Origin of the sequence: Lysobacter antibioticus (assembly GCF_001442535.1) — a bacterium.
GTDB classification, from domain to species: Bacteria; Pseudomonadota; Gammaproteobacteria; order Xanthomonadales; family Xanthomonadaceae; genus Lysobacter; species Lysobacter antibioticus.
Genome location: NZ_CP013141.1, coordinates 2630720 through 2652822, shown reverse-complemented (window position 1 = coordinate 2652822; position 22103 = coordinate 2630720). Strand labels below are relative to the sequence as shown.

Annotated in this window: 13 protein-coding genes; 1 reads left to right on the top strand and 12 read right to left on the bottom strand. The window is 67.9% G+C overall.

The window, feature by feature from the left end; genetic code table 11:
* Positions 1-251: 251 nt before the first annotated feature.
* From GLA29479_RS10720 to GLA29479_RS10705, 4 genes are all read right to left on the bottom strand, one after another.
* A complete protein-coding gene (locus GLA29479_RS10720) occupies positions 252-473 on the bottom strand; it encodes a hypothetical protein (RefSeq protein WP_057971552.1) in 222 nt (73 codons plus the stop codon).
* On the bottom strand, positions 470-9214 hold the full coding sequence (locus GLA29479_RS10715) for a GH36-type glycosyl hydrolase domain-containing protein (RefSeq protein WP_144436450.1): 8745 nt from the start codon (positions 9212-9214) through the stop codon (positions 470-472). The genes GLA29479_RS10720 and GLA29479_RS10715 overlap by 4 nt, the downstream gene beginning before the upstream one ends.
* A gap of 970 nt (positions 9215-10184) precedes the next feature.
* Positions 10185-10532: an antibiotic biosynthesis monooxygenase family protein gene (locus GLA29479_RS10710; protein ID WP_057971551.1), complete on the bottom strand. Its 348-nt coding sequence runs from the start codon at positions 10530-10532 to the stop codon at positions 10185-10187.
* Positions 10529-10873, bottom strand: a complete 345-nt coding sequence (locus tag GLA29479_RS10705) for an NIPSNAP family protein (RefSeq protein WP_057918547.1) — start codon at positions 10871-10873, stop codon at positions 10529-10531. Before GLA29479_RS10705 ends, GLA29479_RS10710 begins: the two co-directional genes overlap by 4 nt.
* A gap of 103 nt (positions 10874-10976) precedes the next feature.
* Here GLA29479_RS10705 and GLA29479_RS10700 point away from each other — a divergent pair, with 103 nt between their 5' ends.
* On the top strand, positions 10977-11666 hold the full coding sequence (locus tag GLA29479_RS10700) for an ArsR/SmtB family transcription factor (RefSeq protein ID WP_057973157.1): 690 nt from the start codon (positions 10977-10979) through the stop codon (positions 11664-11666).
* Positions 11667-11694: 28 nt separating this feature from the next.
* Here GLA29479_RS10700 and GLA29479_RS10695 read toward each other — a convergent pair whose 3' ends face one another.
* The 8 genes from GLA29479_RS10695 to GLA29479_RS10660 form a co-directional block, all read right to left on the bottom strand.
* Positions 11695-12477: a YdcF family protein gene (locus tag GLA29479_RS10695; protein WP_057918545.1), complete on the bottom strand. Its 783-nt coding sequence runs from the start codon at positions 12475-12477 to the stop codon at positions 11695-11697.
* Positions 12478-12488: 11 nt separating this feature from the next.
* Positions 12489-13742 (bottom strand): glycosyltransferase family 4 protein, encoded by a 1254-nt coding sequence (locus GLA29479_RS10690; protein ID WP_057971550.1) that lies wholly within the window; start codon positions 13740-13742, stop codon positions 12489-12491.
* Between the two features lie 6 nt (positions 13743-13748).
* Positions 13749-15401: a heparinase II/III family protein gene (locus GLA29479_RS10685; RefSeq protein ID WP_057918543.1), complete on the bottom strand. Its 1653-nt coding sequence runs from the start codon at positions 15399-15401 to the stop codon at positions 13749-13751.
* A gap of 43 nt (positions 15402-15444) precedes the next feature.
* Positions 15445-17598 carry a bi-domain-containing oxidoreductase gene (locus GLA29479_RS10680; RefSeq protein WP_057971549.1) on the bottom strand — a complete coding sequence of 718 codons (2154 nt, stop codon included), beginning with the start codon at positions 17596-17598 and terminating at the stop codon, positions 15445-15447.
* 115 nt (positions 17599-17713) lie between these two features.
* Positions 17714-18811, bottom strand: a complete 1098-nt coding sequence (locus tag GLA29479_RS10675) for a glycosyltransferase family protein (RefSeq protein ID WP_057918541.1) — start codon at positions 18809-18811, stop codon at positions 17714-17716.
* Complete coding sequence (locus GLA29479_RS10670; protein WP_057971548.1) at positions 18808-20139, bottom strand: hypothetical protein; 1332 nt, start codon at positions 20137-20139, stop codon at positions 18808-18810. The genes GLA29479_RS10675 and GLA29479_RS10670 overlap by 4 nt, the downstream gene beginning before the upstream one ends.
* Positions 20140-20210: 71 nt before the next feature.
* A complete protein-coding gene (locus GLA29479_RS10665; protein ID WP_057918539.1) occupies positions 20211-20801 on the bottom strand; it encodes an acyltransferase in 591 nt (196 codons plus the stop codon).
* Positions 20798-22087 (bottom strand): oligosaccharide flippase family protein, encoded by a 1290-nt coding sequence (locus GLA29479_RS10660; RefSeq protein WP_057971547.1) that lies wholly within the window; start codon positions 22085-22087, stop codon positions 20798-20800. The genes GLA29479_RS10665 and GLA29479_RS10660 overlap by 4 nt, the downstream gene beginning before the upstream one ends.
* Positions 22088-22103 lie beyond the last annotated feature (16 nt).

Here is a 22103-nt window from a genome sequence, read left to right as displayed (position 1 = left end):
GGGATTTTTCGATAGGACATCCTTGTCCTATCGAAAAACGCCGCACGTCCTGTGCGGCGCCCTCCGGGTCTCCACTTGACCGGTAAAGCGGCAAAGCAGATCAAAATCTCGGCAACGGCAACGGCAACGGCAACGGCAACGGCAACGGCAACGGCAACGGCAACGGCAACGGCAACGGCAAGGACAAGGGCAAGGGCAAGGGCAAGGGCAAGGCTGGGGCAAGGGCAAGGCTGGGGCAGTCCCACGAAACTTCAGGGCGACCCGTCAGGGCGCAGCCCATGCCTCGCCAACATCTCCTTGATCCGTCGCTCCGCATAAGCGCGATCGGCCGGATCGGCGTCGACCATCAACTCGTCGACGAGGGCCCTGAACTGCGGCCAGAACTGCGCCGGGTGACGCAGCGATTCCAGCCAAGGCGGCAGCATCTGCGCCAGGCGCTCAAGTCCGGCATCCAGCTGCGCCCGGGTCTTCATGGCTGCGGCCGCGGCCAGGTCACGTCGACGTGGTGGATGCTTCGCTCGCCGAGCAGGGGGAACTGCAGGCCATCCTGGACGACACCATCCAATTGCAATTGCGCAGCGCCGCCATCGGCGTCGACCTGGCGCACGTGGATCCGGTACAGGCTGTCGCCATAGCGGAACTGGATCCGGTATTCCGGCCAATCGGCCGGAATGCAGGGTTTCAGGCGCATCGTGTCGCCGTGGCGCTGCAGGCCGAGCAGCGATTCGGTGAGCAAGCGGTACATCCAGCCCGCCGAACCGGTGTACCAGGTCCAACCGCCGCGGCCGGTGTGCGGGTCGACGCCGTAGACGTCGGCAGCGAGCACGTAGGGTTCGACCTTGTAGACGGCGGTGGCTTCGGCGTTCCCGGTGTGGTGGATGGGGTTGATCATGCGCGCCAGCTCCCAGGCCCGCGCGCTGTCGCCGAGTTCGGCGAAGGCCATCGCCGCCCACACCGCGGCATGGGTGTACTGGCCGCCGTTCTCGCGCACGCCGGGCACGTAGCCGCGGATGTAGCCGGGGTCCTTGCTGGTCTTGTCGAACGGCGGCTGCAGCAACTGGATCAGGCCGGCGTCGCGCCGCACCAGGTATTGGTCCAGCGATTCCATCGCCTGGCGCGCGCGTTCGGGATCGGCCGCGCCCGACAACACCGACCAACTCTGCGAGATCGAATCGATCCGGCATTCGTCGCTGTGCACCGAGCCCAGCGGCGTGCCGTCGTCGAACCAGGCGCGCCTATACCAGTCGCCGTCCCAGGCATGGGTTTCCAGATTCCCTTGCAGCCGCTGCGCGGATTCGACGCAGTAGTCGGCGAAGGCAGCGTCGCCGCGCTCGCGCGCGACCGGTTCGAAGCGGTTCAAGGTGTCGAACAGGAAGAACCCCAGCCACACGCTTTCGCCCTTGCCGGCGTCGCCGACGCGGTTCATGCCGTCGTTCCAGTCGCCGCTGCCGATCAGCGGCAGGCCGCGTTCGCCGAGCAACTCGGTGCCGCGCTTGAGCGCCAGCACGCAATGGTCGTAGAACGATTGCTGGCGGGCCGACACCAGCGGCAGGTCGTAGTAGGACTCTTCGTCGGCGTTGACCGGGCGGCCCTCGACGAAACGCACGCGCTCGTCGAGCACGCTGCGATCGCCGGTGACCTGCAGATAACGGCAGGCGGCCAGCGGCAGCCACAGGTAATCGTCCGAGCAGCGCGTGCGCACGCCGCGGCCGAGCGGCGGATGCCACCAGTGCAGCACGTCGCCCTGCGGGAACTGGTGCGCCGCACTCAACAGCAGGTGTTCGCGGGTCAGCGCCGGCATCGCGTGCACGGTCGCCATCGTGTCCTGCAACTGGTCGCGGAAGCCGAACGCACCGCCGGACTGGTAATAGCCGCTGCGCGCGACGTAACGGCAGGCCAAGGCCTGGTAGGGCAGCCAGCCGTTGGCGAGTGCGTCCACGCTCGGGTCGGGGGTCTCGACCCGGACCGCGGCGAGGGTGTGCATCCAATGGATGCGCACCGCATCCAGAGCGTCGTGGGCGGCGCCGCTGCCCTTGCTGGCTTGGGCGAGTTGGACGGCGGCGGCATAGTCGGCGCCGATGCCGAGGCGGAACACCGTCTCGAAACTCTCGTCGGCGGCCAGCGCGATCGGCACCTGCAGCGCCGCGCACGGGTCCAGCCCGACCCCGAGTTTGCCCGACAGGCGTTGCTTGAGCAGCGCCGCCGGTTGCCCGAGGTTGCCGTTGCGGCCGAGGAATTCGGTGCGGTCGGCGGTGAAGCTGGGTTGCTCGCCGTCGACGTCGAAGAAGGCGACCCGGCCGTCGAACTCGGTGTTGTAGGGATTGCGCGCGGTCAGCACGCCGCTGGCGCCGTCGAGTTCGCTGACCACGTGCATCTGCGATTTGACCCGGATGTCGCCGAGCACCCATTCGACGTAGCCGGTGGTCGACAGGCGCCGTGCGCGGCCGGACAGGTTGCGCAGTTTGAGCACCGAGTACTTGATCGGCTGATCGAGCGCCACGTAGATCCACAGCTCGCTGGCGATGCCGTCCTCGATATGCTCGTAGACACTGTAGCCGAAACCGTGGCGGGTACGGTAGGCGCCGTTGCCGCGCCGCGGCAGCGGCATCGGCGACCAGATCCGGCCGCTGTCCTCGTCGCGCAGATAGAAGGCTTCGCCGCCGGTGTCGGCGACGGGGTCGTTGTGCCAGGGGGTGAGGCGGAACTCGTGCGCGTTCTCGAACCAGGTGTAGCCGGGCGCGCTTTCGCTGACCACGGTGCCGAGCTGCGCGTTGGCCATCACGTTCGACCAGGGGGCCGGGGTCGGTGCGCCTTCGCGCAACACCACGACGTACTCGCGGCTGTCGGCGGCGAACGCGCCGGTGCCGTTATCGAACACGAAGGCCTCGGTGACCGCTTCGAACGGCCACGGGTCTTCGCCGGTTTCGGCGCGCGGCGGCGGCAGGCCCGGCAACGCCGCCGGGTGCGCCGCTGTCGTTTCGTCCATCGGCTCGGGCTCATCGGGCGGACCGTCGGGCAACAGCAAGGGAATCTCGCGCTCGGGCGGCACGTGGCGGCTGACCTGCGCGGCGAGGGTACCGCGTTTGTCGCTGATGATCACCCGCGACACCGCCTGCAGCAGGATGCGGTCTTCCTGCGACATCTGCTGGCTCGGGCGCACGAAGATGCCGCCGGGCCGGTCGAGCACGTTGCCCTCGGGACCGGCCGAGACCAGGCCGAGGATCTGCTCCTGCAGTTGCTGTCGGTAGCCGCCTTGTTCTTCGTTCCAGATCACCAGGTCGACGTTGAGCCCCTTCAAGCGCCAATACGCATGCGCCTGCACCATCTGCCGGACCAGTTCGATGTTGCCGGCCTCGGCGATCTGCAGCAGCACGATCGGCAAGTCGCCGGAGATCGAGTGGCCCCACAGTCCCGACTGCCCACGCCGGTTCTGCAGCAGCACCGCGTTGTCGGCGCGCAGGAACGGATGCGCATACACCATCAGCCCGGCCAAGCGTTCGTATAGCTGGGCATCGGCCTGGGAGGCGTTGATCTGGCGCCGCACCACCTGGCTGTGGGTCCAGGCCAGGTCGAACACGCGATCGGCGAGGCGCCGGTCGCGGTATTTGTCGATGAGGCGGCTGCAGGCCGCGCGATCGACGCCCACGCCCGTGACCATGTCGACGATGACGTTCTGCTCGGGCGCGAGCACGATGCGGGTGCGGATCGCGACGATCGGGTCGAGCACCGAGCCGACCGAATCCGACAGCGCCTCGGTCGCGGTGAGGGCCTGCGGCGTGCGCGGCGTGTTGCCGCGGCCGAGGAAGCGCGAGCGGTCGGTTTCGTAGGAGATCGTCTGGATGTCGGCATCGTGCACCGCCACCAGGTGGAACATCCACGGCGGCACTTCGTCGTGCGAACGCGGCCGCCGCGTGCACAGCAGCGCCTGCTTGTCGCGGGCGACCTCGGTCTGCACGAACAGATTGCTGAAGGCCGGATGCAGCTCGTCCGACAGCGACGAGGCCAGCACGACTTCGGCGTAGGTGGTGATTTCGATGGTGCGGGTGTGGCGCGAGCGGTTGCCGATGCGCAGGCGGCGCAGCTCGATGTCGTCCTCGGCGGAGATGGCGATTTCCAGGTGAGTCTCGTAGCGGCGCTTGCGCCCGCGGTACTCGGCCTTGGCGTCGGAGAAGATCGCTTCGTAGTGATCCACCGGCACGCAGGTGGGTTGATAGGTTGCCGACCAGAATTCGCCGCTGTCCACGTCGCGCAGATAACAGAACGAGCCCCAGTGATCGCGCGTGCCGTCTTCGCGCCAACGCGTCACCGCCATGTCGCCGAGGCGGTTGTAGCCGCTGCCGGCGCTGGTCAGCAGGCTGTGGTAGCGGCCGTTGGACAGCATCTGCACCGCCGGCCGGCCGGTGCTCGGATTGGCGAATATCCGCAGTTGGGTCTCGCTGGCGGCGGGCGCGGCGCGCGCGCCGCTGGCTTCGGCTTCGTGCGGATGGAACACGCCGGTGCGCGGAATGCGTTCCTGCAGCAGCAACAGCGTCGCCTGGAACTCGGCATCGGCGACGAAGCGCTTCTGCATCGGCTGGTCGCGCAGCAGATAGTCCAGCGACAGGAAGGCCATGCCCTGGTGGTGGGCCATGAACGAGCGGACGACCGCATGCTCCTGACCGCGCGGCACCCGCGTCGGGGTGTAGTCGATGGCTTCGTACAAGCCGTAGTGGCCGGCGAAGCCCAGCTCGGTCAGGCGCTGCAGGTTCTGGCACGCTGCTTCCGGCAACACCATCAAGGCCATGGTGCTGGCGTAGGGCGCGATGACCAGGTCCTGGCCGAGGCCGCGCTTGAGCCCGAGGCCGGGCACGCCGAACGCGCGGTACTGATAGTTCATCCGCGTATCGACCGTGTTGTAGCCCGATTCGGAGATGCCCCAGGGCACGTCGCGCTGCCGGCCGTAGCGGATCTGCGCCAGCACCGCGTGTTGCGCGGTCTGGTCGAGCAGGGTGTCGGGATAGCTCGGCATCACCAACTGCGGCATGAGGTACTCGAACATCGAGCCGCTCCACGACAGCAAGGTGGCGCCGCTGTCGATCTCGGTCAGCAGCCGGCCGAGGGCGAACCAAGTCTCCTGCGGCAGCTGGCCCTGGGCGATGGCGACGAAGCTGCACAGGCGCGCCTCGGAGGCGAGCAGGTCGTAATAGCCGGCGTCCAGGCGCCGTTCCTCGACGTTGTAGCCGATCGACAGCAGATGGCGGCCGCGGTCGTAGAGGAATTCGTACTCCATCAGCGATAACTGCCCGGCGATATGCGCCAGGCGTTCGAGTTCGTGCACGCGCTTGCGGGCGCGGTCGCGCGCAAGCCGGTCCTGCGAGAGCACCTGCAGAGCGCGCAGGGTCGGAATGCGCTCGATGAGATCGGCCTCGGAAGGCCGGCTCTGTCCTTCCTCCGGGGTGCCGAGCCCGGGCGCGAAGTACAGCAGCTCGTCTTGTGCGGCGCGGCAGGCGGCCGACAGCATCGCCGGCCAGTGCGGCGTCGATGCATCCTGCGCCGGTTCTCCGGGCGGCGGCAGCGAGGACTCGATCGCGAGCGCTCGCGACGACAGCCCCGCCAGCACGCGTTCGGCTTCCGGCAGCGACGCCGGCGGCTGCGCGCGGATGGCGTCGACGCGTTCGCGGAACGCGCTCAGGGCTTGCTCGAGCGGGGCGTCGATACGACCGGCTGCGCGCAAGGTTTCTTCGAGCACGCCGAAGGTATCGGCCAGGCCGTCGAAGGTATGCCGCGCCAACACCGGCTCGTCGATCAACGCCAGCAGGCCTTGGCGCAGAGTCAGCAGGTGCGCGGCGAGATTGCCGCTGTCGACGGTGGACACATAGCGCGGCGGCAGCGGCAGCAGGGTTTCGGTGTCGTACCAGTTGTAGAAATGGCCGCGATGGCGCGGCAGGGTTTCCATGGTGGTCAGCGCCAGGCGGGTGCGCTCGATCAACCCGCCGGCCTGCAGATAGCCGAAGTCGTAGGCGCCGAGGTTGGCGAGCAGCGACAGGCCGATGTTGGTCGGGGAGGTGCGCCGCGCCACCACCAGGCTCGGATGCTCCTGGATGTTGTCCGGAGGCAGCCAATGATCCTCGGCGCGGATGTGGATCTCGAAGAAGGCCCAAGTGCGGCGTGCCAGTCGGCCGAGGAATTTCAGTTGGGTCTGCGACAGACTCGCACGACGCTGCCTCGGCGGCCGTCCCAGCCAGGCCATCAGCGGCGGCGACAGCAGCCACAGCAGCAGGACCGGGGCGGCGACCCACAGCGATGCCGGGTTGATGCGCGACAACGCGGCTGCGACGGCGAGCGCGAACGCAGGCGCGAACCACATGCTGCGCAGCTCCGCGCCGATGCCGCTGCCGAGATTGCGCTCGACTTCGCTCGACGGGTTCCATTGCAGCAGGTGGCGGCGACTGATCGCCATCCGCCATACGCTGCGGGCGATCGCACCCAGACTGAAGAAAGCTTCGTACGGCAGGCAGGCCAGATTGACCGCGGCGCGCTGCATCTGTCGCGCGATCGAGCTGACCACCTGCATCAGATGGGTTTCCAGCGCCATGTCGACGGGGCGGGTGGCCAAGTCCCAGCAAGCCAGGGCGAAGGTGGGCACCAGCCACAGGCTGAGCAGCCACAGCGTCCAGGCCAGGGGGTGCGGCAATATCGCCCAGCCGGCGACCAGCAGCGCGGTGGCGGCGGCCGGCACCAGGCTGCGGCGCAGGTTGTCGAGCAATTTTCCGCGCGACAGCCATGACAGCGGATTGGCTTCGTAGCCGCCCTGCATCCGCGGCACCCAGGGCAACAGCCAGGGCAGCAACTGCCAATCGCCGCGGATCCAGCGATAGCGGCGCTTCACGTCGGCGGCATAGCGCGAGGGGTAGTCCTCGAACAGGCGCACGTCGCTGATCAGGCCGGCGCGCGCATAGCAGCCTTCGAGCAGGTCGTGGCTGAGCACGCGGTTTTCCGGGAAGCGGCCTTCCAGGGCGTACTCGAACGCGTCGACGTCGTAGATGCCCTTGCCGACGAACGAGCCTTCGCCGAACAGATCCTGATATACGTCGGAGACCGTGCGCGTATACGGATCGATGCCGGCTTCGCTGCCGTACATGCGCGCATAACGCGAGCCGCGGCGTTCGCTCATGCCGGTGCCCACGCTGGGCTGCAGGATGCCGTAGCCGCGCATCACCCGCCGCCGGCGTTCGTCGAAGCGGGCCTGGTTGAGCGGATGGGCGAGGGTGCCGATGAACTCGCGAGCCGCATCCCGGGGCAGGCGGGTGTCGGTGTCCAGGGTGATCACGTAGCGGATGTTGGCGAGCACCTCGGTGTTGCCGCTCACCGCCATGAAGGCTTCGCGCGCACCGCCGCGCAACAGGCGGTTGAGCGCGGCGAGCTTGCCGCGTTTGCGCTCGTAGCCCATCCATTTGCCTTCCAGCGGGTTCCATGTGCGGGGGCGATGGAGCAGGAAGAACAGGTCGCCGCTTTCCGGGGCGTAGCGCGCATTGAGTTGTTCGATCTGGCGCGAGGCATGCGCCAGCAGGGCCGCATCGCCGGGCAAGTCCTGTTGGTCGGCGTCGAGGAAGTCGGTCAGCAGGGCGAAATGCAGGTAGGCATCGCGGTTGGCCAGGAACCTGACTTCGAGCCCTTCGACCAGGGCGTCGATCGCATCGACGCTGCCGATCATGCTCGGCACCACCACCAGGCTGCGCGAGCTCGACGGCAGGCCCTTGGAGAAATCCAGGCGCGGCAGCGGCTTCGGCGCGACCAGCACGGTCGCGATCCAGTTGACCAGGGTGATGCCCAGTTCGCTGAAAGCCAGCAGGCTGAGCGCCGCGAACAGGCACAAGGCCACCGCCGGAAGCGGCGCCGCATACAGTTCGGACAACAAGCCGTAGCCGAACAGCGCGGCGATCGCCGCGATCGGCAGCAGATACACCGACAGGGGCATCCTGCGCGAGCGCAGCCGCACCGGCTTGCGCGCATCCGGCGAGGCGGCGACCGCGGCCTTGATCTCGCTGGTGCCGTCGTCGATCAGGTAATAGCCGACGTGGGCCTTGCCGTCGTCGACCTCGCCGGAATCGCGCGCCAGGCGCAGGGCCAGGCGCGCCACGTCGATTTCGCTGACGCCGCTTTGACGCGCGATCTTCTCGACCACGTGCCGGTACATGTCGCGGGTGTTGAAATCCATCTTCGCGTAGACGCCGATCGGATCCTCGCGCAGGGTGCGGTCGACCAGGCTCATGGTTTCGACGAACTCGCGCCAATCCATGTTGGCCAGGAAGCGCAGGCTGCCGATGCTATTGCTGATCGAGACCTGGTCGGCGGCCTGCTGTTGGCTTTCGGCGCGCACCAGTTCTTCCACGCCGTGAGCGCTGTCGGCCAGCCACTGCTCGATCCAGCTCATCGGCATGGCCAGGACCGCGCTGCGGCCGTGCAGGCCGCGGGTCAGCTCGGCCACGAAAGCGCCCGACATCGGCGGGCTCGAGCGCGCCATGTCGGCCACCACCAGCACCACGTTCTTCGGGTTGGCGTCGGCGGTGTCGTTGAGCAGCTCGGCCCACTCGGCCGCGCGGCGATGATCGGCGCCGTCGCGCATCACCCGCACGGCCATGCGGCGCAGGTTCTCGATCAAGGCCAGGCGCAGCATGATCGGAATCGCCCACAGCTCGCCGAGCTTGAGCGGCGTCACCGTTTGATAGGCGGCGACGAAGCGGGTCATGGTTTCGGCGTCGATGCGGCCGTCGCCGTGGGCGATGGCTTCCATCGCCAGGTCGTAGACCCGCGGCAGGCCGGCCGACGGGCCTTGGCTCAAGGTCGGCAGCTCGCGGCTATAGCCCTTGGGCAGATGGCGGCGCGCGGTGCGGATCTGTTCTTCGATCAGGTAGTAGTTGTCGAGCAACCATTCGCCCGCCGGAGTGATGCGGACCTCGTCCTGGACCATCTGGGTGAGCAGGGTGCTGGCGGAGTCGAGGATGCCTTCGTTCGCGCGCAAGCGGCCCAGCAACAAGTCCGAACCCGTGCGCGCCCGCACCCGATGCGCATGCGCGAGGGATTTGCCGTGCCGTTCCATCTGCTCGGCGCTGAACAACTGGGAGCGTAAAGGTTGCTCCGCTTGCCACGGCTTGCTCGTCGCCGCACGTCCCCATCGCCACAGCCGTCGGCGCAAGCGCAACCACTGACTGAATATTCGCCATACATTGGGCATGCAAGATCCCAGGCACTTCAGCCTCAAGGCCGGGATCATTGCATTTACGTGGGCAGGCGATTGTGAAGTCGCGATGCACGCGGCCAATACGCTGTGCTCACGGGCTCGCGGCTAGCCCTCGGCGGAAATGTGCGGGCGATCGCGGTAGCGAATGCGCGAAAGGCGGTCGAGGTGGCAGTGCCGCGACCGGTCTGCGAGGGGCGATGCCGGTCCGGGGCGCGCCGCGATGATTCGAGATGCGGTCGTTGCCACGGTCCTTGGCGGCGCTTTGGCTGGCTGGGTAGGGGCCGTCGTAGGCGGCGATCGACATCCGGGGAATGGATCTATTCCGGAGGTTCGGCGCGAGAGCGAAGCCGCGTGGTCGCGACTCGCGTCGCTCCTACACGGGATGGTGTCGTCGCACTTGGCTGTGGCTGTGCGCCGCTCCGCACTCGCGAAGGCGATAGAAGACCCGGAGGGCGGCCCGCATGGATGCGGGCCGTTTTTCATCGGGACAGGGATGTCCCGTATGAAAAAGCCCAGCGGAGGCACCGCTCGTGCGGGCTGGTGATTCAAAGAAAAGCATTTTTCTTTGGTTACCTTTCTTTTGTTGCTTATGACAAAAGAAAGTAACCCGCCGCTTTAGTGGCGGAAGCTTTTAGCGTTTGATCTTGCTTCGCAAGAAGCCACAAGCCACAAGCAAGTGCAAAGCTTCCGTCCGCTGACGCGGCCGGGTTACTTTCTTTTGCTAAGCCCAAAAGAAAGCTAACCAAAGAAAAGGGCTCTCCTTGCAAGGGCACAAGCCACGAGTTCGATGCCCGCGCCGGGATTTTCCGATAAGACGTCCCTGTCTTATCGGAAAACGCCGCACGTCCTGTGCGGCGCCCTCCGGGTCTCCACTTGACCGGTAAAGCGGCAAAGCAGATCAAAATCTCGGCAACGGCAACGGCAACGGCAACGGCAACGGCAACGGCTAAAGCAGAGGTTGCGATTAGTCGCTGTGCCCCAGGCGCGAGTCCTCGGGCGCCTGCGCGCGATCGTACAGGCCGTAGTCGCGCACGACCGCGGCCACGCGCAAACGATAATCGGCGAAGATCGAACGCCGGCCGGCCTCCTGGATCTGCCGATGCAGTTCGAGGTTGCGCCATTGCCGCACCGCATCCTCGTCGCGCCAGAACGACAGCGACAACAGCTTGCCGGGCTGGCTCAGGCTCTGGAAACGCTCGATCGAGACGAAACCATCGATCTGCGCGAGCAAGGGCCGCAAGCGTTCGGCCGCGTCTAGGTAGTCCGATTGCCGGTGCGGCTGCGGCAGAGCTTCGAAGATCACGGCGATCATGCCGATGCCTGCGTCGCGGCCGAGAGGCGGAATGCGGCATCGACGATCTCCAGCCAACTGCGCTCTTCGCGCAGGATGAAGCGGTGTTCGCGGGCGAAGGCGAAGTTGTCGCGGCCTTCGGCATCGGTCTTGAGGCGGGCGCGGTAGGCCTCGTAGTCGGCCAGGCTGTCGAACGCGATCAGCCCCCAGGCGATATCGTTGCTGCCTTCGTGCGGCAGGAAGTAGCCGAGCAGGTCGCCGCCGCAACGCGGGATGATGCGGCCCCAGGCTTCGGCGTAGCGGCGGAAAGCGTCGAGCTGGAAGGGGTCGATCTGGTATCGGATCATGCAGGCGATGCGCATCGTTCGGCTCCGGTGGCGGTGCCGGCACCATAACGATTGCCGTCGGGGCGATGCTTCGCTCAGTATCGAAGTATTCCCGCCGGGCGTGATGCAGGATCGCCGCATGGACATTTCCGCCAACCTCAACCGGGTCGCCGCGCTGATCGGCGACCGCGCCCGCGTCGACATCCTGACCGCGCTCATGGCCGGCCGCGCCCTGACCGCGACCGAACTGGCCGAGGCCGCCGGCGTGGCCCGCCCGACCGCCAGCGCGCATCTGTCGGCACTGACCGAAGCGCGCCTGCTCAGCGTCGAGAAGCAGGGGCGCCATCGTTACTTCCGCATCGCCGACGACGATGTGGTGCGGCTGCTCGAGGATCTGATGCGGGTGGCGTACCGGATCTCGGATGCGCCGGTTAGCGTCGGGCCGAGCGACCTGGCACTGCGCAAGGCGCGGGTCTGCTACGACCACCTCGCCGGCGAGTGGGGCGTGCGCGTGCACGATAGCTTCGTGCGCCGCGGCTTCCTGCATCTGGGCGACGACGACCTGCAGCTCACCGAGCGCGGCCGCGGTTTCGTCGCCGACGCCGGGATCGCGCTCGACGCCTTGCCGCGCACACGCCGCCCCTTGTGCCGCGCCTGCCTGGATTGGAGCGAACGCCGTCATCACCTCGCCGGCGTGCTCGGCGCGGCCTTGCTGGATCGTTTCATCGCCCAGGGCTGGCTGCGCCGCATCCAGTATTCGCGCGCCTTGAAGGTGACCGCGCGAGGGCAACGCGGCCTGGCGGCGTTCGTGGAAGACGCTGCGCCCTAGCGAGCAGCCCGGCTCGACTTAGCCCGGCTCAGCTTTCGACGCCGAGCCGCGCGGCGAGCAGACCGGCATATTCCTTGAACGCCTCGCCGCTGCGGCGCAGGGCGCGGCGGGTCGGCCACCACGGCGAGGCGGCGCCGTGCTTGGGGGCAGGCTCGAAATCTTTCTCCGCCGAGGGCAGCGGCAGCACCTGCAGGCCTTGCCGCTCGAACAGTGCCCGCGCGCGGCTCATGTGCAGGGACGAGGTCACCAGCGCGACCGTTCGCCATCCGTGCGTCCGCGCCGAATGCGCGCTGTTGCGAGCGTTGTCGCCGGTGCTGCGGCTGCGCTCGTCGAGCACCAGCGCGCGCTCGGGTACGCCGAGCTTGCGCATCGCCGCGGCCATCTCGCGGGCTTCGCTGACGCCGTGGGTGCGTGAGGTCGGGCCGCCGCTGAGCAGGACCCACGGCGCGCGGCCATCGTGCCAGGCGCGTGCGCCCAGGGCCACGCGGTTGCCGGCGAGGCGCGGGTCGTTGGGATCGCCCTGTTCGAACCAGGCGACGCTGCCGATGCCGCCGCCGAGCACCACGATCGCATCGACCGTCGGCATGCTTTGTGCGGACTGCGGCGGATAACGCAGCGCCAGGCTATTGCGCAGCGCGTTGGAGGCCGCGGGCAGCGACCATAGCAACGACCAAGCGAGACTGACGCCGATCAAGGCCAGCGCGCTGCGGCGCCGGCGCAGGGCGAAGGCCAGCAAGGCCAGCACCAGCAGGCAGCACGACAGGTGCAGCGGTTCCAGCGGCCATGCCAACCATCGACCGACGCCGGTCATGGCCGCAGGCCTTACTTCGCCACCCGCGCCAGATCCGCGGTGTCGTCGTCGAGCAGTCGCGCCAGGGCGTCGGTCATCAACGCGGCCTGGCGGTCGCGCGAGTACGAGGGTGCCGCGGCCAGGCTGGAATCGCGCAGGCGGCGCATGCGGCCGGGGTCTTCGACCAGGGCCAGGATCGCCGCGGCCATGGCCTCGGCGTCTTCCGGCGGCACGCATACACCGCAGTCGGTGGTCTCGACGATACGGGTGGCTTCGCCGCGCGGCAGCGACATCAGCGCGGGGATGCCCATGCCCATGCCTTCGAACAGCTTGGACGGAATCACCCCGGAGAACACCGGGTTGTTGCGCAGCGGGATCAGCGAGATGTCGCACAGACTCCACAGCTTCGGCATCATCTCCTTGGGCTGGCGCGGAATCATGCGCACGTTACTGAGCCCGCGCTCGGCGACCAGGCGCTCGACGCGCGCGCGTTCGGCGCCGCTGCCGGCGAAGAAGAAGGCGATGCGCGGATCGTGCTGCAGCCGTTCGGCAGCGTCGACGACCTTCTCCAGGCCATGGGCCATGCCGTGGGTGCCGAGGTAGCCGACCACGAAACGTCCGTCCAGGTCGTACTGCCGGCTCAGGGCCTCGTCGCGCGCGGCCGACGCGTAGCGTTGCAGGTCGACGCCGTTGAGCACGACGTGGATCTTGTCGGCGGCGATGCCGCGTTGAATGAGTTCTTCGCGGAAGGTGTGGGTGACCGGCACGATCGCATCGGCGCTGCGGTACAGGAACATCTCCAGGCGTTCCAGCGCGCGCACCGCGGCGCTGCGCTTCATCGCGCCGACCGCGGTGATCGAGGCCGGCCACAGATCGCGCAGCTCGAACACGAACGGCCGCCGGCGCAGGCGCGCCAAGGCCCAGCCGCCGAGCGCGCAGAAGAACTGCGGCGAGGTCGCCACGACCACGTCGTGGCGCGGCTCGAACAGGCCGGCGACGACCGAGGCGGCCATGAAGCTCAAATAGTCGAGGGTGCGCTTGACGAAGCCTTCGTTGGCGGTGATGTAGGTCTTGACCCGGACCACGCGGATGCCGTCGACGGTCTCGACGCTGCGCCAGGCATTGCGGTAGCCGTCGAACAGCTTGCCTTCGGGGAAATTCGGCGCGCAGGTGATCACCGTCACTTCGTGGCCGGCGCGCACCCAGCGCACCGCGTGCTCGTAGGTGCGCGTGGCCGGCGCATTGCCCTCGGGCGGGAAATTGTCCGACAGAAACAGAATGCGCATGAGAACTCAGCAATCCCAATGGAACGTGGTGGTCAGCGCGCCGGCCTCGGGGGGCAGGGCGATTTCGATGACGTCGCAGGCCTCGCTCAGGCCGAAGCCGGCGTGATAGGTGCTGCGGGCCGCGGCGGTGGTTGCGTTGGCCGGTTCGACTTGCCAGCGCACGGCGCTGGATTCGTCCAGGCGCAGCTGTGGGCCATCGAGGCGGACGTCGGGCATGAGCCGGAAGCGGGCGACGGCGCGTTCGAATTCGCCTTCGATGCGGTCTTCGACACGCAGCGAGCCGGCTTGCAGCATCCAGCGCCGGCGATGCAGCGGCCGGCCCTTCAGGCGCCGGTAGCCGTCGTGGGCGGCGCTGAGCCACAGCCCCTCGTCGTTGCGGCCGTGTTCGACCGCGAGCGGATGGGCACGGCGAGCGACGCGGAAACTGCTCCAGACCTCGGAGGAATCCTCATCGTCGATCTCGACCGTGTTGTGCGAGGCGGTGCCGCGCTGCCACAGGCGCTCGGCGCCGATGTCGTAGCGCGAGGTGCCGGCGTTGACCAGCACCCGGCGGCCGCCGAGCGAGAGCTCGAAGCTGAGCGTATCGGCGTGGGCATGGCCGGGCAGATAGGCCGGGCCGATCTCGCCGACGTCGGCGATCAGCACCGCGGGTCCGCATTGCAGCCGCACATAGCCCGACACCGGCAGCGCCTGCAGTGCATCGTCGGATGCCGGAGGCACCGCGACGCCGAGCAAACGCGCATAGGCCTGCAACTGCGCCAGGGTCGGGGCGATGCCGTGGGCGGCATCGTTGAAGAAGGCGATGCCGCCGTCGGGATGCGTCATCACCGCCAGCCAGCCGAGCATGCGGCTGGCGCGGTGGCGCCACAGCTCGACGTCGCGTTCGGGGAAGGCGCCCGGGAACAAGGTCGCCAACTGCACCAGGTCGAGCAAGTCCTCGAGCAGGATCGCGTGGTACATCGGACTGCGTTCGAAATGCCCGCCGTCGGCGAGGATCTGCTCGTCGATTTCAGCGCGCAGGCCGCGCAGGCCGACGCCGCGCCAGCGTTCGGCCTCGGCGCCGTCGAAGAAGGCGCCGGCGAACAGCAGCGCCTTGTAGTTCGCCCACAGATGGTTGCCGAGCAAGTGCCGTTCCAGGCGGCCGCGCAGATAACGCGCCTGCGTCGCCAGGCTGTTGAGCACGCTGCGGCGCAGCGCCGGGTCGGTGACGGTGTCGCCGGCGCAGCACCACTTGACCCAGTTGACGATGCGCAGCGACAGGCAATACGGCTCCCAGCCGTTGCCGGAAGCCGGCGGGTTCGCCGCGATCCACTGCCGGATCAGGTCGCGATGCCAGGCCAGGCGCGCCGCCGCGTCGTCGGCGTTGAGGTCGTCGAAGTAGTGCAGGTTGTACAGCCACAGCTTGGGCAGGGCGGTGCTGTTCCAGTCGTCGCCGGCGATCTCGTGCTCGTCGTTGAGGAAACGGAAGCGCTGCGCGCTCAGCATCGAGGCCGCGCGCGCGCAACCGCGCCAGCGATCGCGCACGACCGCCGGCGGCGGCGCCGGCGAATCGTCGATGCGCGGACGGTGCAGGCGATGCCAGGCGCGGCCGTAGATCTGCACCGCGCGCAGATGGCGCACCGTGTGCCACAGGCGCGGCACTCGCGACGACGAAGTCACGACCGTACTCCGCGCGAAGGGAGAATCAGGCGGCGCATGGCGTTCAGACCGAGGCGTCCAGTTCGATAGTGACCCGGGCCACCTCGAACACGTCTTCGGCCGGGATCGGCGCTGCGGCCTGGCCCTTGACCGCCTGGATGAAAGCAGCGGCGCACTGGGCCTGGCCCTTGTCCTGGCGCCACAGATTCATCTTCTTGAAACCCGGCCAGCCATAGCCGCGCAAACGGCGGAAGTTGTCCAACTGCAGCACACGGCCGGCGGTGAACACCTCCAGGCGCTCCTTCGGGAAGCTCTTGTCGCCGTTGGCGAGGTAATGCACGGTGCCGAACGAGCCGTCGGCGAAGCTCAGGGTGAAGCTGACCCGGTCGCTGCGGATGCCGGCGCCGGGGACGTTGCCGACCGCGGTGAGCTGGTGGCCGACGATCGGGGAGTCGGCGAGGAAGCGCAGCAGGTCGACGAAATGGCAGGCCTCGCCGATCAGGCGGCCGCCGCCGAGCTGGCTGTCCTGGGTCCAGTGATCGGCCGGGATCGCGCCGGCGTTGACCGTCATCACGAACGACTTGGGCTCGCGCACGCCGGCCAGCAAGCTGCGCATCTTCTGCACCTGCGGGGCGAAGCGGCGGTTGAAGCCGACCATCAGCACCGGCGGGCGGCCGTAGACCGAATGCTCGGCGTAGGCCTTCTCGATGGCCTGCAGCTCGTCCAGGGTCAGGCACAGCGGCTTTTCCACGAACACGTGCTTGCCGTGGCGCAGCGCCTTGAGGGTCAGCTCGGCATGGCTGCCGTGCTGGGTCGCGATCACCACCGAGCCCACGCCGTTCTCGCGCAGGGTCGCGTCGGTGTCGGTGCTGGCGTTGCGGAAACCGAACTTCTTGCCGAAATGGACGCTGCTGACGCCGCCGCTGGACACCACCGTGTGCAGTTCGGCGCCGGCCTTGGCGAAGGCCGGGATCAGCACGCGGCCGGCGTAGTTGCCGGCGCCGATGAAGGCGATGGCGTCGCCGCCCTTGCCGCTGTCGGAGCTCGCGGCCGGGGTTTTGACCGACAGCGGCACGGTGCGGCGCACCAGGGTTTCCGGAATCGCCTTGTCGCGGCCGTAGTCGAGGACGATGCCGAGCGAGGGCTCGTGGCCGCCGAGCAGGGCATAGGCCTGTTCGGCCTCGGCGATGGAGTAGCGATGGCTGATCAGCGGCGGCGCGTCGATCGCGCGGCTGGCCATCATGTCGAGCACGGCCTCGAAGTTGCGTTGTTCGGTCCAGCGTACGAAGGCGACCGGATAGTCGTTGCCGCGCTCCTCGTAGGACGGGTCGTAACGGCCCGGGCCGTACGAGCACGACACCTGGAACGACAGTTCCTTCTCGTAGAAATCGGCGCGCGACAGTTCCAGGCCGGTGACGCCGACCAGGACGATGCGGCCGCGCTTGCGGCACATGTGCGCGGCCTGCGAGACCGGTTCGTTGCTCTTGGTCGAGGCGGTGATCAGCACCGCGTCGACGCCGCGTCCGCGCGAGAACGCCTGCGCCGCGGCGAGCGGGTCTTCGCCCTTGGACAGGTCGACCGTCTCGGCGCCGTAGCTGCGCGCGATGGCGAGCTTGGAGCTGTCGAAGTCGATGCCGAGCACGCGGCAGCCGTGGGCACGCAGCAGTTGCACGGTGATCAGGCCGATCAGGCCCAGGCCGGTCACCACCACTGCTTCGCCGAGGCTCGGCTGGACCAGGCGGATGCCTTGCAGGGCGATCGCGCCGAGCACGGTGAAGGCCGCGGCCTCGTCGCCGACGCCGTCGGGAATCTTGACGCACAGGTTGGACGGCACCGCGACTACTTCGGCGTGCTTGCCGTTGGAGGCGATGCGGTCGCCGACCTCGAAACCGGTCACGCCGGCGCCGACGCCGATCACCGTGCCCACGTTGCAATAGCCCAGGGCCAGCGGCTGGTCGAGCTTGCTGCGCACTGCATCGACCGTGGTGGCCAGGCCGTCGGTGCGGATCTTCTCCAGCACCATGCGCACCTTGTCGGGTTGCTGGCGCGCCTTCTGCAGCATGTTGGCCTTGCCGAACTCGACCAGCATGCGCTCGGTGCCGGCCGACACCAGGGTGACGTGGGTGCGGATCAGCAGATGGCCGCGGCGCAGGGCGGGGGCGGGCACGTCGGCGATTTCGGTGCTGCCGTCGCGCAGGTTTTGCAGGACCTGTTGCATGGTGATTCCAGTACGTATCGAGAGGGGGGATGCTGCGCCGGCGGGGCCGCGCAGCCGATCGGTCGTCGCTGCGCTCAGGCGCCGGCGCAGGCCGGAAGCGGTGGCAAGGCGGAAATCATGGGGTCAGGCTCGCGCATTCGGCGATCACCCGCGCCATCGCCGTGTCCCAGGCCTCGTAGCGCAGGGTGCGCAGGCCGGCGCGGCGATGTTCGAGCAGGGCCGGTTGGTCGGCGATACGCAGCAGCTGTTCGCTGAGCTGGCGGCTGTCGCCGTAGTCGCACAGGAAACAGGCCTCGGCGTCTTCGAACGGCTGCGAGGTGCTGAGGCCGGGGTTGGTGAAGAACGGAATCTCCAGCGCGGCGCAATCGAACCACTTGTTCGGCTCGGCCAGACGGTTGATCTCCAAAGAGGGGTCGTAGAAAGCCAGCACCAGGTCGGCGCTGAGCAACAGCGCCAGCGCGTCCTCGTTGCTGACGATGCCGCGGTAGTGCGGCCCCAGCAGTTCGGCCAGGCGCTTGGCGTCGTCGCCGAGCAGGCGTCCGGCGGCGACGAACTCGATGCGGCCGGCGGTTTGTTCGACCGCTTCGCGCATCATCGTCGCGCCGCGTTCGGGCGAGATCAGGCCGCTGATCAGTACGCGCAGGCGGCCGCTCTTCGGCGGCAGTCCGGCGGCGAGGCTGCGCGCGCGCTCGATCACGTCGGTGTGCGGGGTGTTGCGGACGATGCGGATGTTGGCGGCGTCGCCGTCGACCGCGCGCGAGGCGCCCGGCAGCACGTGCAGCGAGGCGCGGCGGCCGACGAAGCCTTCGACCCATTCGATGATCCGCTTGACCGGCTTCGGCCAGGCGTAGCTCTTGGACAGCTTGTCGCGGTCGAGGAACACGTACTGGCAGCGGCGCACCGAGGCGACCAGGGCGCAGGGCAGGGCCGCGTCCAGGCGCGAGCAGAAGTAGATGCCGGCGCGCGGCTGCACGAACACGCGCAGGGTCAGCCAAGCGACCCACAGGGCGTAGCCGATCGCGTTGACCGCGCCGCCGCCCCAGGAACCGAAGCTCAGCAGCACTTTCACCCGCGGCAGTTCGGCGGCCTGCTTGTCGCGGCTCCAGATCCAGAACTCGTAGGGAATCGACGCGCTTTCGAGCACCTTCGACAGCTTGCTCAGGTACGGATTCTTCAGGTAGGGATTGCCCTGGCCGAGAATGATCGCGTTCATGCCGTCACCAGCCTGGTGCGGATCGGCCGGTTGCCGAGGTAGGACACCGCGAACAGCAGCAACACGGTGATGAAATATCGGCTCCAGCCGCCGAGCAGTTCCATATACAGAAATCCAATCGAGAACATGAAGATCGAGAAGCTGTAGATCACCACGCCGACCGGGGTGACCGTGCGCAGCCGCGAATAGGCGTTGCGTATCAAGGCCAGGCAGATGCCGTTGGCCGCGCCGAACAGGATCAGGCCGAGCATGCCGAAGTTCATGTAGCCCTCGGTCGGCAGGCCGGTGGTGTAGGAGGTCAGCTTTTCGCCGTCGAGGGTGTAGCTGCCGGGATAGATCATGTTGCGGAACGCCGGGCCGCCGCCGAAGGGCTTGTCGGGCCAGATCGCGCGCGGCACCGGATTGACCGCGGCGGCGAACAGGGTCTCGCCCCACAGCGGATGCCAGGCGTAATCGTGCTGGGCCAGCCAGATCAGGTTTTCGCTGTTGCCGAAGGCGCCGTTCAAACCGTAGACCAGCAACTCGGTCGGGTCTTGGCCGCTGAGTGCGGACGGGCCGGCGCTGTCGAGGGTGGTGCGGATCTTGGCCCAGGCCGAGAAACCCAAGGCCAGCGCCAGCATCACCGGCAACAGCATCAGCGCCTTGCGCAGGCGCCCCGGGAACATCGACAGCGAGGCGAACAGGATGATCGCGATCAGGCTGAAGACGAAGTTGCGGTTGCCCATCGCCACGAACGCCACCGCGATCACCAGCACCGTGGCCGAGATCGTGATCAGCCGCCACAGCGCAGGGCTGCGGCCGCGCTCTTTCTTCTCGGCCAGATAATTGGTGACCAAGATCGCGCCGTAGCAGATCGCGGCGAAGGCCAGCACCACCGCCGGGCCGAGGCCGCGCCGGATCACGATGCGGTCGCGCATGTAGTCGGCGAGGTCGTGGCTGGCGATGGTGCGCGCCAGGTACAGCACCGCCGCCATCGCCGGGATGCCGACCAGCACCAGCACGCGGCGGCGTTCGCGCGCGGTCAGGCTGCGCACCTTCGGCAGCGACGGCGTGGAGAACCCGCCCATCGCCAGGTAACCGCCGATGCCGGAGATGCAGAACATCACCGACAGCATCAGCGCCATGGCCTTGGCGTCGGTCGAGTAATAGAACGGGTAGGACTGGATGCCGCGCAATTCCTTGACCCACGGCATGAAGCCGTAGATGAAGGCCATGCCGAGCAGGAAGGCGTAGATCGGCTTGACGAACATACGGTCCATCCGCCCGCCGACGCGCAGGAACGTCACCAGGGTCAGGCTCGTGAAGAAGATGAAATAGAGAATCGCCAAGACGACGCCGTGATTGATCCGTCAGTGCTGCGGTGGAGGGAGGGGCGGGACTAACAAAGAAGGGGCCGGGCTCAGTGCGCGTTGCCGCGGTTGCGCCAGGAGCTGAGTTCGGGTTCGGGGTGCGGATGCGCGGTCTCGCGCACGGCGCTCGGCAGCAGATGCGGGTAGGTCTTGGCCAGGTAGTCGGTGACCGAGCCGACCACCTGCGCCGGGCTGCCCATGACGATGCTGAGCGGCGCGATCTTGCCGCGCACCACGCTGCCGGCGGCGACGATGCAGCCGGCGCCGATGTCGGCACCCGGCATGATGATCGAGCCGGTGCCGATGAAGCTGAAACGGCCGATCCGCACCGGTTTGACCCGGATCTCGGGTTTGTCGAAGCGGATGCCCAGCTCCTTGGCCACGGTGTTGATCGCCGCGTCGTGGGTCAGGATGCGCACGTTGCTGGAGATGGTGCAGCCTTCGCCGAGGGTGATCAGCGAATAGTCGGTGCCGTCGAACCAGATCTTGGCCGAAAGATAATTCGGCATGCCTTCGATATGCGCGCCTTCGGAACGCAGGAACCAGGTGAACAAGCGCGTCACCAGACCGGGCTTGATGAACCAGCCGATGCGGATGATCGACAGCACGACGGATTTCTTGAGCAGGCGCGATACGTTCATTGGGGGTTTCCAGGCAGCGCTTTGCGGAACTCGCCGCGGTTGCACAATGCGAAGGTCGACAACTGGGCGGTCGTGGCGACGACGTAGGCGATCGCCAGGCCGGTGGCGCCGCCGTGCAGGCGCAGGGCCAGCACGCTGGCGCCGAGCAGGGCGGCGGAGAACACCGCATTGCCGGCGAACAGCACGCCGGGCCGACCGTCGGCGGTGGCTTTGCGCATCAGGATGGTGGTCGGCGCCATCGCCACGGTCGACAGCAACAGCCATTGCAAGGGCACGATCGCGCCGGCGTAGGCCGGGGCGAAGCGATGGATCAAGGGCGGCGCCGCCACCGCGACCAGGCCGGCGACCGCGGCGGTGACCGTGACCAGCAGCAGGATCGAATGACGCAAGGCGGTGTTGGCCTCGTGCTTGTCGCCACGGGCCAGCGCCGCCGCCAGCAGCGGCAGGGTGGCGTTGGCGACCACGCCCATGCCGAACATCAGGATCGAACGCGCCTGGTTGCCGAGCGAGAAGTTGCCGAGGCTGGTGGCGCCGCCGGCGCTGCTCGACAGCATCACCATCGACAGCCAGATGCTCGGCATGGTCAGCAGGCCCGACACCGACGAGGGCAGGCCGAGCTTCCACAGCACGGTCCAGTCGCCTCGTTCGGTGGCGCGCAGCGACAGGCGATGGCCTTGCTCGCGGCGGTAGCGGCGCAGCGCATGTTCCTGGCCGAGCACGATCACGATCTGCGCGGCGATGTAGCCGTAGATCGCCCAGGCGATGTCGCGGCGCAAGGCCGCCAGCACGATCGCCAGGAACACCAGCGGCGCGCTGAGCAGGTTGGCCAGCGCCTGTTCCTTGACCTTGTGCAAGGCCAGGGCGACGCCGTTCTGGATCGCGGTGAGAAAGCCGGTCAGTACCAACAGCGCGGAGGCGGCATACACCGCGACCAGATCGTTGGAACCGCCGACCTTGACCGCCAGCGGATACGACAAGGCCAACAACAGCGCCGCGAACAGCAGAGACGCGAACAGCGCCGAACCGTAGGACACGGTCAGCGCCGTGGCGATGCGGCGCGGATCGGTGGCCGCGGCCTCGGCGACGATCTTGGTCGCCATCTGGCCCAGGCTCAACGCGCAGAAGGTGGTGAACAACAGCGCGGTGGTCTGGATCAGGGTGAACTGACCGAACGCGGTAGGCCCCAGCGAGTGCGCGGTGAACAGGATGCCGGCGAACACCGCGCCACGCGAGGCCATGGCGCTCAACGCCGACAGGCTGGCCGTGGTGATCAGTCGCCGCATCATCGTGGTCGAGTCCCGG

What these genes read in the sequence shown, in the direction of transcription:
- GLA29479_RS10720 (WP_057971552.1), bottom strand. Translation starts at nt 473, where the DNA reads ATGAAGACCCGGGCGCAGCTGGATGCCGGACTTGAGCGCCTGGCGCAG.
- GLA29479_RS10715 (WP_144436450.1), bottom strand. Translation starts at nt 9,214, where the DNA reads ATGCCCAATGTATGGCGAATATTCAGTCAGTGGTTGCGCTTGCGCCGA.
- GLA29479_RS10710 (WP_057971551.1), bottom strand. Translation starts at nt 10,532, where the DNA reads ATGATCGCCGTGATCTTCGAAGCTCTGCCGCAGCCGCACCGGCAATCG.
- GLA29479_RS10705 (WP_057918547.1), bottom strand. Translation starts at nt 10,873, where the DNA reads ATGCGCATCGCCTGCATGATCCGATACCAGATCGACCCCTTCCAGCTC.
- GLA29479_RS10700 (WP_057973157.1), top strand. Translation starts at nt 10,977, where the DNA reads ATGGACATTTCCGCCAACCTCAACCGGGTCGCCGCGCTGATCGGCGAC.
- GLA29479_RS10695 (WP_057918545.1), bottom strand. Translation starts at nt 12,477, where the DNA reads ATGACCGGCGTCGGTCGATGGTTGGCATGGCCGCTGGAACCGCTGCAC.
- GLA29479_RS10690 (WP_057971550.1), bottom strand. Translation starts at nt 13,742, where the DNA reads ATGCGCATTCTGTTTCTGTCGGACAATTTCCCGCCCGAGGGCAATGCG.
- GLA29479_RS10680 (WP_057971549.1), bottom strand. Translation starts at nt 17,598, where the DNA reads ATGCAACAGGTCCTGCAAAACCTGCGCGACGGCAGCACCGAAATCGCC.
- GLA29479_RS10675 (WP_057918541.1), bottom strand. Translation starts at nt 18,811, where the DNA reads ATGAACGCGATCATTCTCGGCCAGGGCAATCCCTACCTGAAGAATCCG.
- GLA29479_RS10665 (WP_057918539.1), bottom strand. Translation starts at nt 20,801, where the DNA reads ATGAACGTATCGCGCCTGCTCAAGAAATCCGTCGTGCTGTCGATCATC.
- GLA29479_RS10660 (WP_057971547.1), bottom strand. Translation starts at nt 22,087, where the DNA reads ATGATGCGGCGACTGATCACCACGGCCAGCCTGTCGGCGTTGAGCGCC.